The following is a 16,655-nucleotide window of genomic DNA, read 5'->3' on the forward strand; positions in this document are numbered from 1 at the left end:
GTGAAAATCGGCGGAAACGAGCGCCACTCAAGCCGCCGTCAGACGGCGAATGCCGTTCGCAGTGTGCCACAAGATAATGGCCGGTTCAGGTCAGCGCTGTCCCGCCGCCCGGGTCGGCCGCCGGCAGTGCCGCGCAGGCGGCAATGTTGGCCAAGTGCGAAGCGTGCATCTGCTGCAGCATCTCGCGCACCGGCGCGTTGCCGATTTGCGGGAGCGCCTCGGCAATCTTGCGCACGACCCAGCCCTGACCGCGATTCAGGAATGCCAGTCGCGCCACCCTGCCCTGCACCGCCAGCGCCTTGCCGAGGAAATCGCCGGTGGCCTTGCTCGACTCGCCACCCGCACTGTGGATGGCATCGATCAGCAGCTTGCAATTGCCGGCTTCGTCGTGTTGGACCTGGCGCAATTGTTGCCACGCCGCGGACTGGGGCGGGTATTCATCCAGAAAAGCGGCCAGTGTCTTGGCGCCGGCGCGCTCGGCTTCCAGCAGGGTATTCAACAGGCGGATCAATTCTTCCGTCGGCATTTCGCTCATGACATTCCTTTAGTGCGGTATCCCGTGGCGACGGACCACGCCGACGCGGCGCAACAGGTCGTGCAGCAGGCCGGCAAACGCCAGGCTCCACGCCAGCAGCGCCACGTATAAGAATGCCTTGGGCAGGAATTCCAGAAACCCGAACTCCATCGCCCGCTCCATCTGGTGCGTGCAGGTCGCATACATGCCAAGCGGAAACACCGCGCCCCAGTACAGCGGGTCGTAACGCAGCGGAAAACGCTTGTAGACATGGCGCCACACGCCCAGCACCAGCAGCATCGGGATCCACCAGGTGCCGGTGGCCCAGTAAAACACCGTGAAGCCCTTCAGGAACGGCAGCAGCGACGACAGGAACGGCGCATCCGGCGCATTGATGATCAGCAGCGAGCCGGCCAGGGTCGAAATCGCCATCGCCCCCATATTGATCCAGTACGGCGGCGACAAATCGCCCGGCGCCAGCCGGAAAAAGGTGTAGCGATAAAAGATCAGCGACATCATCCAGATGTACAGCATGCCCCCCCACAGCCACATCGACAGCGCCAGGAAATTCATCTCCAGCCGGTATGGCTGGATCACATGCGGCGCCAGCAGCGCGGCCAGCACCGCAATCGACTGCGTCGCCACCACCGCCAGCAGCCAGGCGCCGCTGATGCCCTGGTCCAGGGCCGGCTTGTGCTCCTTGACCGTGAAGGCGGTGAAGATCGCGTAGGTCAGCCCGACCCACAGCACCAGCGCCGCGACCCACAACGCCAAGCCGGTGCGGATGTCGGCGGCCAGCACCACGTACTGGCTGCCCAGCACGCCGGTGGCGGCCACCGTGGTAAAGAACCCGGGGCCGCGCAAATGATCGACCAGGTCGCCGAAGAAGCGGCGCGGAAAGCGCAGCAGGCGTCCCAGCGTCAGCAGCCACAGGGCCGCATACATCAGGTTGTTCAGGTAAAACAGGATGCGCCCGAGCTGCAGCCAGCCGAGCAGGTGAGCACCAATCGAGACGATCCCGGTCGCCATCACGAGCCCGAAATAGGCCGGCGCCAGGCCGGCCAGGTCGGCCAGCAGGCGCGCACGCAAGGGCGGATTGATCGAGTCGGAAGCGGCGGGCGGAGCGATCATCGGGTCTGGCCGGTCCAGTCGTCAGATGCGGCTGGCGGCTGGGCGACGGAAAAATGTTGGTTATTGTGGTTGCCCAGCTTTGGCCGCAGGCGCGCTGCATCGCCGATACTGGGCATAATTATTCGGATTCGCACATATACTCCTGAAGTATACAGCGATTTCCGCCTATAAAGCCGATGCTTTGACCATATACTCGTCGTATACGCGAGCAGCTGGAATATGCGGACCGCAGCGCCGGCGCCCGCGCCCGCGCCCGCGCAGTATAGCAAAGCGCTCACATTCGGTTCCTAGCCGCCGGCAGCATCACGCCGCAACGCCTGCTCGGCCACGCCCCGATGTTTGCGGTACTGCGCCGGCCTGGCGCCGGTCCATTTCTTGAAGGCGCGATAGAACGCGCTCGGTTCGGCAAAGCCGAGTTCGAGCGCGATCTGCGCCACGCTTTTTTCCGAGCGCAGCAAGAAATCGACCGCCAGGTCACGCCGCAACTGGTCCTTGATCAATTGATACGCCTGCCCTTCCTGCTCCAGCCGCCGGCGCAGCGTCGAGCCGGCCAGGTGCAGCTCGGCCGCCAGCGCATCGAATTCGGGCCAGTGCGCCACCGGCAACGCGCGCAGCCGGCGGCGGATGCGGGAGGCGATCGAATGGCTGTTCTTGTATTTCAGCACCAGATTGGCGGGCGCCAGCCGTAAAAAATCGGTCAGCGTCCCCTCGTCCTGCGCCAGCGGCAGCGCCAGGTAGGCGGCATCGAAGCGCATCGAAGTGCTTGCCTGGTCGAAGCGCAGGCGGCTCGAATACATGGTCCGGTATTCCTCGCTGTAAGCCGGCTCGGGGTAAGCAAAACTGGTCGAGAGTACCGGGATGCGCCGCCCCACCAGCCAGCAGGCCAGCCCGTGCAGCATGATCAGCATGGTTTCGTGCGCGAAGATGCGCGGCGCTTGGCTGGCGCCGCGCGGATGCAGGCTCAGCACCGCAATGCCCTGTTCCACTTCCAGGCGCGCGGCGAGGTCGTCCAGCAGCAAATCAAAGAACTGCAGCGCGCGCTGCAAGGCTTGCTCCAGCGTCTTGCAGTGAATCACGCTGTGGCACAGCATGGCGAAACTGCCGACCTTCATGCGGCGTGCATCCTGCCCGAAAAACTCGTCATCCAGCGCCTGTGCCACTTCGCGCCATAATGCGCTGTAGCTGGTGGCGGAAACGCGCGCATGCGGCAGCGCCAGCAGGTCGGGGGCGATGCCGGCGGCACGCAGCAAGGCGGCGGCGTCCAGTTGGCGCGCCAGCACGCCTTGCATGGCCTGTTGCACGAAACAGATGGCGACGCTGCCCTTGTTCATTGGCGTGAGTTTGGAAAAATGCAAGAGGGTTTCGATTCTAGCCGAAGAGTTTTGCGAAGTTGCATACCATCTATGGCAAAACCGCTCAAGCGCCCTGCGCGATTTCGACATAGATAATCGATCCCGGCGTTTTTATACTAGCGACTTTGGCACGGTCCGCACCCGCCGGCCATCGACCAACCATTGCGAGGACAGCATGAGCGATTTGTATAGCGACGAACAGCGCATGATCCGCGACAGCGCGCGCGACTTTGCGCGCTCCCGGCTGGTGCCGAACGCCGGCGCCTGGGACAAGGCGGCGCAACTGCCGGACGAGATCGTGGCCGAGATGGGCGAACTCGGCCTGCTCGGCATGATCGTGCCGGAAGAATGGGGCGGCACCTATACCGATTACACCGCCTACGCGCTGGCGATGGAAGAAATCGCCGCCGGCTGCGCCTCCTGCGCGACGCTGATGAGCGTGCACAATTCGGTCGGCTGCGGGCCGATCCTGAAGTTCGGCACCGAGGCGCAGAAAAAAACCTGGCTGCCGGCGCTGGCTGCCGGCGATATGATCGGCGCCTTCGCCCTGACTGAGCCGCAGGCCGGTTCCGAGGCGCACAACCTGAAGACCCGCGCCGAACTGAAAAACGGCCAATGGGTTCTGAACGGCAGCAAGCAGTTCACCACCAACGGCCAGCGCGCCGGCATGATCATCGTGTTCGCGGTGACCGACCCGGAACTCGGCAAGAAAGGTATCTCCGCCTTCATCGTGCCGGCCGGCAGCCCGGGCCTGACGGTCGGCCGGCCCGAGCACAAGATGGGCATCCGCGCTTCCGACACCTGCCCGCTGACCTTCGACAATTGCACGATTCCCGAGCAAAACCTGCTGGGCGAACGCGGTGCCGGCCTAAGGATCGCGCTATCCAACCTGGAGGGCGGGCGCATCGGTATCGCCGCGCAGGCGATCGGCATCGCCCGCGCCGCGCTCGATGACGCGCTGCGCTATGCCGCCGAACGCACCCAGTTCGGCAAGCATCTGGGCGAACACCAGAGCATCGCCAATATGCTGGCCGACATGGCCACGCGCCTGAACGCGGCACGCCTCTTGACCCATCAGGCGGCGCAGATGCGCACGGCCGGGCTGCCCTGCCTGTCGGAAGCCTCGCAAGCCAAGCTGTTCGCCTCCGAAGCCGCCGAATCGATCTGCTCGAAGGCGATCCAGATCCACGGCGGTTACGGCTACCTGGAAGACTACCCGGTCGAGCGCCATTACCGCGATGCCCGCATCACGCAAATCTACGAAGGCACCAGCGAAATCCAGCGCATGCTGATCGCGCGCGGCCTGACACCGACCGATTGAAGCCAGCCGCCACGCCGACCCATCCTGTCGTTCCCGCGGTCTTAAGCGGGAACGACAGGCAATTGATCCGTAACCCGAACTCTTGATTCATCAAGCCAACTACCAAAATCCATGAACCAGACCGTTACCGCCATTCAGCCGGAACATGAAATCCTGTTTGACGTCGTCAACCATGTCGGCCTGATCACGCTCAACCGCCCCAAGGTGCTGAACGCGCTGTCGCACCCGATGGTGCAGACGATGGCCGCCCGCCTCGAGGCCTGGGCCGCCGATGAACAGATCCGCGCGGTGATCGTGCGCGGCGCCGGCGACAAGGCCTTTTGCGCCGGCGGCGACATCCGCTCGTTGTACAACAGTTGGCACGAACACGGCGCGCTGCATCACGATTTCTTCATCGACGAATACCGGCTGGACTACCAGATCCATCGGTTTGCCAAGCCCTATGTGGCGCTGATGGACGGCATTGTGATGGGTGGCGGCATGGGGCTGGCACAGGGCGCGCCGTTGCGGCTGGTAACCGAGCGCACGCGGGTGGCGATGCCGGAAACCGGGATCGGGCTGGTGCCGGATGTCGGCGCCAGCCATTTCCTGTCCCGTATGCAGCGCGAACTGGCACTGTACCTGGGCATTACCGGCCACTCCATCTTTGCCGCCGACACGCTGTTCTGCAGCCTGGCGGACGCCTTCGTGCCGAGCGCCGCGCTGGCCGGTCTGGAGCAGACGCTGGCCGCGATCCGCTGGAGCACGGATCCGCTCGCCGATATTTACGCCGCGCTGGGCGCGCGCCCGACCGCGCCCGAGGCGCCGCCGCTGCTGGAGGTGCTGCCAGCCGTGTACCGGCATTTCAGCGCTCCCGACGTCGCGGCGACGATGGCTTCGCTGGCCGAAGAAAGCGATCCGCGCTGCCAGGAATGGGCACAAAAAACCCTGAAGACCATGCAAAGCCGCTCGCCGCTGATGATGAACGTCACCCGGCGCCAATTGCTGACCGGGCGCCGGCTCGACCTGGCAGATTGCTTTCGCATCGAACTGGGGCTGGTGCACCATTGCTTCGAAGACGGCGACTTCATCGAAGGCGTGCGCGCGCTCATCGTCGACAAGGACAACGCGCCGCAATGGCAGCGCGCCCCTTCCGCGCAGGCCGCGCAGCAGGCGCTGGAGCGCTTTTTCACGTCGCCCTGGCCGCCGCAAGAGCACCCGCTGGCCGCGCTGGGCCGGCACTGATCGCGCCACGATCACCCCAGAAAACCTGCGGATTTTCTGCCGGAACCCAGATCGCCCTACAATCGCGGCATGAATTCTCTCGATATCCTGCTGCCATTTGGCCTGCTGCCGGCGCAACTGGGCGCCGACCTGTTGCGCGTCCTGCAAGCGCCAGCACTGGCCACGCTGCTGGCGCGCACCCGTTTCGCCAAAAACGCCTTCCGCAGCCACCGCTTCAACGAATTGTCGCGCGCGCTGCCACATGAGGCCTGGAGCGCGCAGCGCTTCGGACTGACTCTTGGGCTGCCGGCCGAGTCACCAGCCGAGTCACCAGGCGAATCACTGGCCGACTTGCAAGCCGACACCAGCCCGCCGCTGGCCGCCAGCGCGCTGCGCTCCTTCGGTCTCGCGGCCGACGCCGGTTTCTGGTTCGTGATCCAGCCGGTCCATATCCACATCGCGCGCGATCACCTGGTGCTGACCGACCTGCGCCAACTGCAGCTCGCGGACGCCGAAGCGCGCCGCCTGTTCGAGGTGGCGCAAGCGCTGTTCGAGCAGGACGGCAAACAACTGCTGTACGGAAATTCCTCTACCTGGTTCGCTCGCGCCGACGACTGGAGCGAGTTGCAGACAGCGACGCCGGACGCCGCCTGCGGCCGCAGCATCGACATCTGGACGCCGATAGGGAACGGCGAACGGCAATGGCGCAAGCTGCAAAACGAAGTGCAGATGGAATGGTTTGCCCACCCGGTGAATGAAGAACGGCAGGCGCGCGGAGCAAAGCCGGTCAACTCGATCTGGCTCTGGGGCGGAGCGCCGGCCTCGCTGGCGGCGAGCGCCAACGGCTACCAATCCGCCTTCAATCTGCCCGACGGCATGGCCGCCTATCGCCTGTCCGACGCGATGCGGCACCAGGCCGGCAGCGCCGAGCAGGTAATCGCCGCAGCCAGCGGACATGGCTTGCTGGTGCTCGATGCGCTGCTGGAAGCGGCGCTGGCCAACGACTGGTCGTATTGGCTGGAGCGCATGCATGCGCTGGAGCAGGACTGGTTCGGGCCGCTGCTACGCGCGCTGCAAGCCGGAAAACTGGAACAGTTGACGCTGATTTGCAGCAACGGTACACACCTGGTGGAAGCCGGCAGCAGCACCCGCTCTCTGAAAAAGTTCTGGATAAAACCCTCGCTGGCCAGGCTGCAGGCATGACCCGCATCACGGTCCGCCCCTATCCGTTCCGCGACGCCGAACGCCTGCGGCAAGGCGGCGTGCATCCGGTGATGGCGCGCCTGTATGCGGCGCGCGGATTGCTTGATCCGGCTGAGCTGGCCAGCGAGCTCACCGCGCTCAGCAAGCCGTCCGGCCTGCTGCAGATCGAGTCGGCGGCGACTTTTCTGGCGGACTCAATCGCCGCCCGCAAGAAAATGGTGATCGTCGCCGACTATGATTGCGACGGCGCCACTGCCTGTGCGGTCGGGCTGCGCGGCTTGCGGGCGCTGGGCGCCGAGGTCGACTTCATCGTCCCCAATCGCTTCGAATACGGCTACGGACTGACGCCGGAAATCGTCGCGCTGGCCGCGCGCGAGAAAGCGCCCGACATCATCATCACCGTCGACAACGGCATCGCCAGCATCGACGGCGTGGCCGAAGCCAGGCGGCGCGGCATCGAGGTCGTCATCACCGACCACCATTTGCCGGGTGACCGTTTGCCGGACGCGCGCGTGATCGTCAACCCGAACCAGCCGCAATGCGGCTTCCCGAGCAAGCATCTGGCCGGGGTCGGCGTCATGTTCTACGTGCTGCTGGCGCTGCGCGCGGAACTGCGCCAGCGCGGCATATTCGACGCCCCGACCCAGCCCCGGCTCGACGCCCTGCTCGACTTGGTCGCGCTCGGCACCGTGGCCGACGTGGTCAAGCTGGACGCCAACAACCGCATCCTGGTGGCGCAGGGCATCCAGCGCATGCGCGCTGGCCGCATGCATGCCGGCGTCGCCGCGCTGTTTCGCGCCGCCGGCAGAGAAGCACGGCGCGCCACGCCGTTCGATCTTGGCTTCGCGCTGGGGCCGCGCCTGAACGCGGCCGGGCGGATGGCCGACATGGCGCTCGGCATCGAATGCCTGACCACCGACGACGCAGGTCGCGCCTGGGCCATCGCCCAGCAACTGGATGCGATCAACCGCGAACGGCGCGATGTCGAAGCCGAAATGCAGGACACCGCCTTGCTGAAGCTGGACAGCTTCGAACCGCAGGACAGCGCCACCGTTTGCGTCTTCGACCCCGGCTGGCACCAAGGCGTGATCGGCATCGTCGCCTCGCGCCTGAAGGACAGGTTCTACCGTCCCACCATCACCTTCGCCCCCGCCGGCGACGGCTGGATCAAGGGCTCCGGCCGCTCGATCCCCGGTTTTCACCTGCGCGACGCGTTGGATCTGGTGTCCAAGCACGCACCGACCCTGATCGACAAATTCGGCGGCCATGCGATGGCGGCCGGCCTCAGCTTGCGCGCCGATGCCTTCGACGCCTTCGCCCAGGCGTTCGAGGCGGTCGGCCGCGATTGGCTCACCCCGAGCCAGTTGGAACGCGTGCTGGAAACCGACGGCCCGCTGGAAGACGCCTACTTCACCACCCAGTTCATCGACACCATGGACGCGCAAGTCTGGGGCCAGGGATTTGCGCCACCGGTGTTTTGCGACGAATTCCGCGTCGCCAGTCAGCGCGTGTTGAAGGAGCGCCACCTGAAGCTGCTGCTGGAAAAGAATGGCAGCCGCTACGATGCGATCTGGTTCGGCCACCCGCAAGCGCTGCCGGAACAAGTGCGCGTAGCCTACCGACTCGACCGCAACGAATACAACGGCGTCACGCGGGTGCAACTGCTGGTGGAACACGCCGAGCCGTTGCTGTAGACGCGCCCCCTCGTCAGCCGCAGGTTCAGCGGCGGGCGGCGCGCTTCAGGACGCGCATCAGGCCACCGAGCAGCGGCAGCTTTTCATATAGTTCTTCGGCCGCATCCCAGTAATCGCGGTGAAAACTGACTTGGCCGCTGGCCGAAAAGCGCAGATGGCTGGCGCCGCGGATGCATTGCTCGACGCGCGCAAAGCGCTTCATCCGGAAACGGAAATCCCAGGTCAGGAAGGCACTGTCGCCTTGCAGGATGTGCTCGGTGATGATGAAGCGCGGCGTATCCACCTGGACAAACATGTGCCCGAAAATCGACGCGATCGCTACGCTGCCGCGCACTTCCTGGAACGGGTCCTTGAAATACGCATCGGGCGCGTACAGGAAGGCCGCCTGCTCGACCGTGTCCGGCGTGAGCGATTCGAAAAAGGCCATCACTCGCTGCAAATCCGCTTCGTGGTTCATAGTCCGGTGACCTTATGTACCAGCCAAAAATACAGTGGATACGGCAGCAGCCGCGCCAGCCGCAACCAGTTGGTAAAGCGCCGTGGGAAATGGATATGGAACTGGCCGGCTTCGATCCCCTGCACGAGCTCGCCGGCGGCGCTGGCGGCCGAGATCAGTGCCGGCATCGGAAACGCATTGCCGGCCGTCAGCGGGGTTTCCACGAAACCGGGGTTGATCAGATATACCCCGATCCCGCGCGGGTGCAAGTCCAGATAGAGCGACTCGGCAAGATTGATCAATGCCGCCTTGGTCGGACCATAGATCAGCGCCCGCGGCAAGCCGCTGAAGCCGGCGGACGATGAAACGATGCCGATGCCGCCACTGCGCTGCCGCAGCAATAAAGGCAGTACCGGGGCCAGGCAATTCAATACCCCACGCAGGTTCAAGTCGAGCAAGCGGTTGGCCGCCGCCAGGTCGAAATGGTCAGCCCGCATCTCGTTGTAGGAACCGGCCACGATCAGCACCAGGTCGATTCGTTGCCATTGGCCGCAAATGGTTTGCTGCGCCTCGGCCACCGACGCCGGCTGCGTGATGTCGAGCGGCACCACCAGCGCTGACGGATGGCGGTTGGCGACCGCCTGCAGCAGTTCGGCGCGCCGCGCCGACAGCGCCACCAGTGCGCCTTTTGCCAGCAGCAGCCGGGCAGTCTCGGCGCCAATGCCGGTCGAGGCGCCGATCACCCAGACGCGCTTGCCGGCCCAATCGCTGATTGCACGGTTCATCGTCATTGTGCTTGCGCCGCGTCAGGGGCGCTTGGCAAACGACAGCGTAACCGCGCCCAGCGACACGCCAAACTTGCTCATCTCGGCGCGGTTCAACATCACGCGCTCATCCATCAGGAACATCCAGTCGTCGAAATCGACGTGATACACGCTGCCGTCCACAGACAGCGCCAGCACATAGTTCCAGTGCAAGGCATTGCCGGCAGTCTCGCCGACCGCTTCGCCCACCACATCCGGCGCGGTGCCGACAAAGCGGTTGGCGCCGGTCTTGCGCAGGGTCCAGACGCGCCGCTGGCGCGTGCCGTCCGAATAGGTGAAATCTTCATCCAGCGTGCCGACATCGCCCTCCCAATGGCATTGCATGACCACCGTGAAGCGCTTGAGCACGGTGCCGGACCGATCCTGAAACACGCCCCACGCATCCAGCGTGCCGTTGAAATACTGCTGCAGATCCAGCACCGGCTTTTGCGCCGCATAGTACGACGGCGCGACCCGACTGGCGCAGCCCGCCATCAGCAACACGCACCACAGGACAAGCAGGAATTTCAGATAGCGCATCATGGACTCCGTTGGGTTTACAGATCATGCAGCGGCGCGCGCCACAGCGCGGCTGCGGCCGCCAGTTTCAACACGCAAGGCAACAGTGCATAGGCCACACCCAGCGCTTGCAGCCCATCCGGCTCGCGCATCCCCGGCGCGTAACCCAGGCGCTCCAGCAACGGCAGCGATATCCCCGCCGCCAGTGCCAGATTCATCTTCGCCGCCAAGTTCCAGGCGCCAAAGTAGCTTCCTTCGCGCTGGCCGCCGTGCCCGGCCTGCGCGATGACCGCCGCCAGCAGCGCCGGCGGCAGCACCAGGTCCGCACCCAGCGCCAGACCGGAGACGATGCAGATCGCGGCAAAAGCGCCGACCGCCCCAGCCGCCACACCATAGGCCCAGGCAAAGGCGGCAACCGCCAGCAGCATGCCGAGCAGCCAGGCGCGGGCCTCTCCCAGCCGCCGCGCGAGCGCCGCCCACAGCGGCACCGAGGCCGCCGCCGCGACGAAATACAGCACCAGCAGCGAGCCCGGGTGCGTTTTCAGTTGTAACTGGTCCTGCACGAAGAAAACAAAGAGCGTGGCCGGCACGGCAGCGGCGATGCCGTTCAGCACGAAAACCGAAAACAGCCAGCGAAAGCGCCGCTCGCGAAACGGCGCCATCATCGAGCCGAGCGCCGCCCCCGGCTGAGGTACCCACGGCACCAGCAGCGGTCGGCGGGCGCCTGCCAGCAGGAGCGCCGCGCCGCCCAGCAGCGCGACGACAAACATCAGAGCCAACCAGCCCATGCCGATCCAGCCCGGCACCGCCGCCGCCAGCACCACGCCCACCAGACCGCAGGCTTCGCGGACGGCAGTCACGCGCGAGCGCTCCGAGCGCGCCTGGGTCAGCGCCGCGCCCCAGCTTTGATAGGCAATCGTGGCCAGGCTGAAGCCGAGGTACACCAGCAGCAGCGCCGCCGCGAACCAGGCCAGCGGATGGCCGCCGGCCCAAGCGGGCGGATGGAACAGCGCGATGAAGCCCGCCGCCAGCGCCGGCAGCGCCAGCACGATCGCGCCGCCATAGCCGATACGGGACTTGGCGCGATCTATCCATAGGCCAATGGCCGGATCGACCAGGGCATCGAACAGGCGCGTGGCCAGCAGCAGCGCGCCGATCGCGGTCAACGACAAGCCGAAACGCTCGGCATAGAACTGCGGCACGTAGACATAGATCGGCAGCGCCACCAGCGCCAACGGCAAGCCAAACAGGCCGTATGCCAGCAAACCGGTCCGCGATAGGCTCGTCATTCGACTGGCAATGCATTCTTCAGCAAGGCTACGCGCAAGCCCGGCGCGCTGGTTTTCGGGTCGAGCCAGATCGCAAAGAAGGCGCGGCCGAAGTCCGGGTCCGCCACTTCTCCCAGCAGTTTCCCATCCAGGTAAAAGCGCACACCAACCTGGGGCAAATGCACGCCGGCGATCTGGGTGCCGGGCTGCACGTCCGGAAACAGCGCTGTCATGCGCGCCAGCCAGCTTTCGCGCTGGGCGGCGCTGCCGACTCCGAGCCTTTGCATTTGCTCGTGGCTGCTGGCCGCGATGCGGGCGCCATCCAGCGCGCGCGCGTAGCGCAGGTCGAGCGCGAACTTGGTGCTGGCACCCGCCTCGGGGCGAAACCCGGAACTGCCAATCCACAAACGCGCCCGATAGATGTCCAGGCCGAACCAGCGAAACTCGCCCTCGCCCGCCAGCCGCGCCCGCTCGATTTCGCGCTCGATGTGCGGCGGCGCAGCGGCAGCATCTGCCCTGGCACCGCAGCAGACGATCAGTGCGACCGCTCCGATGAAGGCCACCGCCGGCGAACCGCGCAAAACACCTGCGGCGCTCATGGCTTGACCAGCGTGAATTGCACGACATCGATGCTGCCGGCGCGAAACCCGGCTTCGCAATACGCCAGATAGAAGTCCCAGATACGCACGAACCGTTCATCGAAGCCGAGTTCACGGATTTCCGCCAGGCGGGCATGGAAGGCGGCGCGCCACTGCGCTAGAGTGCGGCCATAGTCGGCGCCGAACGCGAATTCGTCTTCCACGTGAAGCCCATGCCGCAGGGCCTGGCGCCGAAAGGCGGCGGTGGATGGCAGCATGCCGCCGGGAAAAATATATTGCTGGATGAAGTCAGTACCCTTGCGGTAGCGCGCGAACAATCGGTCGTCGATCACGATCGACTGGATGCAGGCGCGCCCGCCGGCTTTCAGATTGCGCGTAATGCATTCGAAATAACCGGGCCAGTAGGCCTCGCCCACCGCCTCGAACATCTCGATCGAAGCGATGGCATCGAAGCTGCCGCGCACATCGCGATAATCTTGCAGGCGCAGATCGGCGCGGCTCGCCAATCCGCAGCGCGCGAGGCGCTGGTTGGCAAACTCCAGTTGCTGCGTCGACAGCGTCACCCCGGTCACGTGGGCCGCCGCTTGCGATGCGGCGAACTCGGCAAAGCCGCCCCAGCCGCAGCCGATTTCCAGCACATGCGCGCCGGGCGCCAGCCGCAACTGCTGCAGCACGCGCCGGTACTTGGCGCTCTGCGCCTGCTCCAGAGGCATTTCATCGCGGCCTGCCCACCAGCCGCTGGAATACGTCATCGACGAGTCCAGCCACAAGCGGTAAAAATCGTTGCCGATGTCGTAGTGCGCATGAATATTCTTGCGGCTGCCGGAGCGGGTATTCCGATGCGAAAGATGCTTGAGCCGATACAGCAGATTGCCCCACCAACTGCCATAGATCAGTTTCTCGGCCGCCTCCCGATTCTGGATCAGCAATTCCATCAAGCTGGGCAGGTCATCGCTCTGCCAGTCGCCATTGATGAAGGTTTCGGCGAAACCGATGTCGCCGGACTTCAACACCGCCGCGCCAAGATTCCAGTTGTGCAGATTCAGTCCGGCCGCCGGCGCGCCGCGCCCGAACTGGATCGACTCGCCATCCGGCAAGCCGAGACGCAGCGTCCCGTGCTGCAGCTTGTGCAACAGCCGCACCATCAATTTCATCGGCGCCGGCATGCGATCGAAGCGGGAGGTTTCGCCGCGCCTTTCGAAGTCCAGCGATGGCGCATTGATCAGTTCGGTATTCATCCGCTGATGTCCCTTGGTGGTGGTGAGGGTTTGCTGAAAAACGGCACGCGCTTGAGCCACAGCCGCAGCGCCTGCCAGTGAATCCTGACGATGACGCCGAAGGTCATCAGCGGATAGCAGAAAAACGCCCGGGCGATGCCTTTGTCCGATAGCGGCTCGGACACGCCGGCGATACTGGTCAGGAGCAAGGGTCCGCCGGCGTCGAAATGATCGACCCGGGCCACCGTGTGTTCCTTCATCTGCGCCTCGGTGCCGCGCAGCGCCCGCATGAAGCGAAAGCGATACTCGCCTTCGATCGCGCAGAACGGCGAGACGTGAAATACCTTGCGGGCCTTGAGCAGGGTGCCGTACGGCATGGCGCCGCCGGCATCCAGCAAATAGCAATGGCGTTCGCCAAAGGTATTGTTGACTTCGCACAGCACCGCGCGCAACTCGCCGTCGCGCCGGTGGCAGAACCAGAAGGACACGGGATTGAACACATAGCCCAGCACGCGCGGAAAGGTCTGCAGCCAGATTTCGCCATCGGCGTCATCGACGCCGTGCGCCCGCAACAGGGTATCGATCCACTCCAGCAGCGGCCGCTTGCCGTCGCCGTGATCGCGGTCGTGGAAAGACAGCAGATTGAAGCGGTTGCGCGCCAACAGGCGGGTGGCGAAGGAAGCGCCTTGCAGAGCGCGCAGCGGCAGGCGCAGGAAATACACGCCATAGCTGAAATCGTGCCGGGCCGGCCGCAGGCGGCTGTGGCGAACCTGGCCGAAACACAACTGCGGCAATGAAGGCGCGGTTTGCATGATCTGCGCCTTCAGGCCGCCGCGCGGGCCGGCCACTGCGCCGGCGTCGCGTCGGCAATCGCCTGTGCCACGGCCAAGCCCGACTTCAGGCCGTCTTCATGAAAGCCGTAGCCGGTCCAGGCGCCGGCGAACCAGGTTTGCCGGCGCCCCTGTATCGCTTCCAGACTGGCTTGCGCACGAATCGCCGCGGCATCGAACACCGGATGCGCATAGTCGAATTCGTCGATCACGCTGGCCGGCGCCGGCTCGGTGACCGGGTTCAGGGACACGATCACCGGCCGCCGGAACGGCACCGGCTGCAACTGGTTGATCAGGTAATGCACGCAAACCCTGGGCTCCTTGCCGTTTGCGCTTTGATAGTTCCAGGCCGACCACGCCTTGCGGTTTTCCGGCAGGACGCTGGCATCCGTGTGCAGCACGGCGCGATTCGGCTGGTAGCGAATCGCCCCCAGCAGATTGCGTTCGCTGGCGGTTGCGTCCTTCAGCATCCGCAAGCTCTGGTCGCTGTGGCTGGCCAGCACCACGTGATCGTGGAACGAGGTGGCGTGGCGGGTATCGATGCGGATCTGCGGCCGCGTACCGAGCCGGACACGGGTTACCGATTCAACCGGGGTCGCCAGTTGCCGGCCGGGAATCGTCTGCAGCAAGCGCTGGACGTAGGTACGCGCGCCGCCCCTGACGGTACGCCACTGCGGCCGATCGTTGACCTGCAGCAACCCATGGTTGTGGCAAAACCGGACGAAGGTCGACAGCGGGAAGGCGAGCATCTGTTCAGTCGGACAAGACCAGATGCAGCCGGCCATCGGCAGCAGATACCAGTCGCGAAATTCCGCGCTGTAGCGATGGCGCTCCAGAAACGCACCGAGCGGAACCGAAGCCGGCGCCAAGCCTGCAGAGGGTGCCAGCGCCAGCGCGCTGGCCTGCCGGTTGAAGCGCAGGATATCGCGCAACATGACGAGGAAGCGCGAATTGAACAGATTGCGGCGCTGGGCGAACACCGTATCGAGATTGGCGCCGGCCCATTCCAGGCTGCGTCCGCCAAACGGCAGCTTGACCGAGAATGACATGTCGGTTGCCACCGTCTCGACCTCCAGTTCATCGAACAGTTGCACCAGTTGCGGGTAGGTGCGATGGTTGAACACCAGAAAACCGGTATCGACTCCGTGTGTCGTGCCGTCCAGCGTCACATCCACCGTATGCGTATGACCGCCGAAATAGCCATTCGCTTCAAACAGCATCACCTCATGGTTCGCTTGCGCCAGGCGATAGGCGCAGGAAAGTCCGGCAATCCCCGATCCGACAACGGCAATCTTCATCTCATCCGCCCCTAACTCAATTTGCTGTACGACAACCCACTGCAAGGCCGATTGCTTGCGCCGCCCCAGGTATCGACTCACCCCGCTGGCGTTTTCGGCTCCATTTCATTCCGCCCACAAAAAGCCTGGGCATTTGTCCAATCAAAAATATTTATTGTCTAGGACAATATTGGATTTTGACGCATCATAAATCCAGGATCTATTCTTGTCAATGAGTTGTCTTGGACAATTTAAGGCGTTAGAATGACCAAAGTCGTAACTCGCTGCCCCAGCAATAGACCTTTCGCGATGCGCCGCAGCCCCCCTGACATGACAGAACCCGACCTTCCGGCACCAGCCACACACACCATCAGCGCTGTCGAACGAGACACTGGTTTGGGCAAGGACACGCTGCGAGTGTGGGAACGCCGCTATCGGTTTCCGCAGCCGCAACGCGACGGCAATGGCGATCGCGTGTATCCGATTGAACAGGTCAACAAGCTGCGCTTGCTGAAGCGCCTGATCGACAACGGCCATCGCCCAGGAAAAGTGGTGCATCTGGATTTCGACGAGTTGCAGGCACTGGCTGACGGCTTGGCCGTGGCGGAGCAAAAAACCGTCTCTGCCGCGGATCGCCCAGACCTGATGCTCCTACTCGACATGTGCCGGCAGCACCAGATGGAAGAACTGCGGCACAGCCTGGCGCTCACCTTATTGCGTGTCGGGTTGCAGGCTTTTGTCGAGGACGTGATTGCGCCACTGACCCAAATGGTCGGCGATCATTGGGCACGCGGACAGATCGCCATACACGAAGAGCATCTCTACACGGAAGTGGTGCAAGGCCTGCTGCGCGGCGCGATCTCCGCGATTCTTCAACGGCAGGTGCAAACCGAAGTGCGCCCCCGCATCCTGCTGACCACCTTCCCGCAAGAACAGCACGGGCTTGGCCTGTTGATGGCCGAAGCGATCTTTGCACTGGAGGGCGCGCACTGCATTTCACTCGGCGTGCAAACGCCGCTGATTGAGATAGTCCGGGCAACCGACGCGCAACGGGCCGATATTGTGGCGCTGTCGTTCTCGGCAGCGATGAATCCGAAACAGGCAGCCGATGGCTTGGCAGAGCTTGCCGCCGAACTGCCCGCAGCGGTTGAAATCTGGGCGGGCGGAAGCTGTTCCGCCCTGGCACGCCGAATCGAGTCTTCGGTTCAGGTGGTGGCGCTATCGGAGGTGCCGACGGCACTGGCGGCATGGCGCCAGGGGCGTCCGGCTTGACGATCCCGGAATGTTC

16 protein-coding genes are annotated in these 16,655 nt (G+C 64.5%); 5 read left to right on the forward strand and 11 right to left on the reverse strand.

All coding sequences use genetic code 11. The features are described 5' to 3' along the window. Positions 1-85 precede the first annotated feature (85 nt). The 3 genes from ACK2VC_RS02805 to ACK2VC_RS02815 form a co-directional block, all read right to left on the reverse strand. A complete protein-coding gene (locus ACK2VC_RS02805; RefSeq protein WP_486732070.1) occupies positions 86-535 on the reverse strand; it encodes a DUF6306 domain-containing protein in 450 nt (149 codons plus the stop codon). Positions 536-544: 9 nt separating this feature from the next. Continuing rightward, a complete protein-coding gene (locus ACK2VC_RS02810; protein WP_486732071.1) occupies positions 545-1,645 on the reverse strand; it encodes a tellurite resistance/C4-dicarboxylate transporter family protein in 1,101 nt (366 codons plus the stop codon). 287 nt (positions 1,646-1,932) lie between these two features. Next, positions 1,933-2,976: an AraC family transcriptional regulator gene (locus ACK2VC_RS02815; protein WP_486733155.1), complete on the reverse strand. Its 1,044-nt coding sequence runs from the start codon at positions 2,974-2,976 to the stop codon at positions 1,933-1,935. 196 nt (positions 2,977-3,172) lie between these two features. Between ACK2VC_RS02815 and ACK2VC_RS02820 the strand changes: the two genes are divergently transcribed. The 4 genes from ACK2VC_RS02820 to recJ all read left to right on the forward strand — a co-directional run bounded on the left by ACK2VC_RS02820 (position 3,173) and on the right by recJ (position 8,418). Beyond that, a complete protein-coding gene (locus tag ACK2VC_RS02820) occupies positions 3,173-4,318 on the forward strand; it encodes an acyl-CoA dehydrogenase (RefSeq protein WP_486732072.1) in 1,146 nt (381 codons plus the stop codon). A gap of 111 nt (positions 4,319-4,429) precedes the next feature. Then, entirely contained in the window at positions 4,430-5,542 is a 1,113-nt protein-coding gene (locus tag ACK2VC_RS02825; protein WP_486732073.1) for an enoyl-CoA hydratase/isomerase family protein, read from the forward strand. Positions 5,543-5,611: 69 nt separating this feature from the next. Continuing rightward, a complete protein-coding gene (locus ACK2VC_RS02830) occupies positions 5,612-6,724 on the forward strand; it encodes a hypothetical protein (protein WP_486732074.1) in 1,113 nt (370 codons plus the stop codon). Further along, entirely contained in the window at positions 6,721-8,418 is a 1,698-nt protein-coding gene (recJ, locus tag ACK2VC_RS02835) for a single-stranded-DNA-specific exonuclease RecJ (protein ID WP_486732075.1), read from the forward strand. The genes ACK2VC_RS02830 and recJ overlap by 4 nt, the downstream gene beginning before the upstream one ends. 25 nt (positions 8,419-8,443) lie before the next feature. Here recJ and ACK2VC_RS02840 read toward each other — a convergent pair whose 3' ends face one another. The 8 genes from ACK2VC_RS02840 to ACK2VC_RS02875 are packed head-to-tail and all read right to left on the reverse strand — an operon-like array spanning position 8,444 to position 15,388. Continuing rightward, a complete protein-coding gene (locus ACK2VC_RS02840; protein ID WP_486732076.1) occupies positions 8,444-8,845 on the reverse strand; it encodes a nuclear transport factor 2 family protein in 402 nt (133 codons plus the stop codon). A 26-nt stretch (positions 8,846-8,871) separates the two neighbouring features. After that, positions 8,872-9,639 carry an SDR family NAD(P)-dependent oxidoreductase gene (locus ACK2VC_RS02845; protein ID WP_486732077.1) on the reverse strand — a complete coding sequence of 256 codons (768 nt, stop codon included), beginning with the start codon at positions 9,637-9,639 and terminating at the stop codon, positions 8,872-8,874. Between the two features lie 21 nt (positions 9,640-9,660). After that, positions 9,661-10,200 carry a DUF3833 domain-containing protein gene (locus ACK2VC_RS02850; RefSeq protein ID WP_486732078.1) on the reverse strand — a complete coding sequence of 180 codons (540 nt, stop codon included), beginning with the start codon at positions 10,198-10,200 and terminating at the stop codon, positions 9,661-9,663. A 14-nt stretch (positions 10,201-10,214) separates the two neighbouring features. Next, positions 10,215-11,465, reverse strand: a complete 1,251-nt coding sequence (locus ACK2VC_RS02855; protein WP_486732079.1) for an MFS transporter — start codon at positions 11,463-11,465, stop codon at positions 10,215-10,217. Beyond that, positions 11,462-12,043, reverse strand: a complete 582-nt coding sequence (locus ACK2VC_RS02860; RefSeq protein ID WP_486732080.1) for a chalcone isomerase family protein — start codon at positions 12,041-12,043, stop codon at positions 11,462-11,464. Before ACK2VC_RS02860 ends, ACK2VC_RS02855 begins: the two co-directional genes overlap by 4 nt. Continuing rightward, entirely contained in the window at positions 12,040-13,281 is a 1,242-nt protein-coding gene (locus ACK2VC_RS02865) for a class I SAM-dependent methyltransferase (protein ID WP_486732081.1), read from the reverse strand. The genes ACK2VC_RS02860 and ACK2VC_RS02865 overlap by 4 nt, the downstream gene beginning before the upstream one ends. Then, positions 13,278-14,072: a DUF1365 domain-containing protein gene (locus tag ACK2VC_RS02870; RefSeq protein WP_486732083.1), complete on the reverse strand. Its 795-nt coding sequence runs from the start codon at positions 14,070-14,072 to the stop codon at positions 13,278-13,280. Before ACK2VC_RS02870 ends, ACK2VC_RS02865 begins: the two co-directional genes overlap by 4 nt. 11 nt (positions 14,073-14,083) lie before the next feature. Next, positions 14,084-15,388: an NAD(P)/FAD-dependent oxidoreductase gene (locus ACK2VC_RS02875; protein ID WP_486732084.1), complete on the reverse strand. Its 1,305-nt coding sequence runs from the start codon at positions 15,386-15,388 to the stop codon at positions 14,084-14,086. A 243-nt stretch (positions 15,389-15,631) separates the two neighbouring features. Here ACK2VC_RS02875 and ACK2VC_RS02880 point away from each other — a divergent pair, with 243 nt between their 5' ends. Continuing rightward, complete coding sequence (locus ACK2VC_RS02880) at positions 15,632-16,639, forward strand: MerR family transcriptional regulator (RefSeq protein ID WP_486732086.1); 1,008 nt, start codon at positions 15,632-15,634, stop codon at positions 16,637-16,639. The last annotated feature ends 16 nt before the right edge of the window (positions 16,640-16,655 follow it).

It is taken from the genome of Herbaspirillum sp. WTB6, from assembly GCF_057457785.1.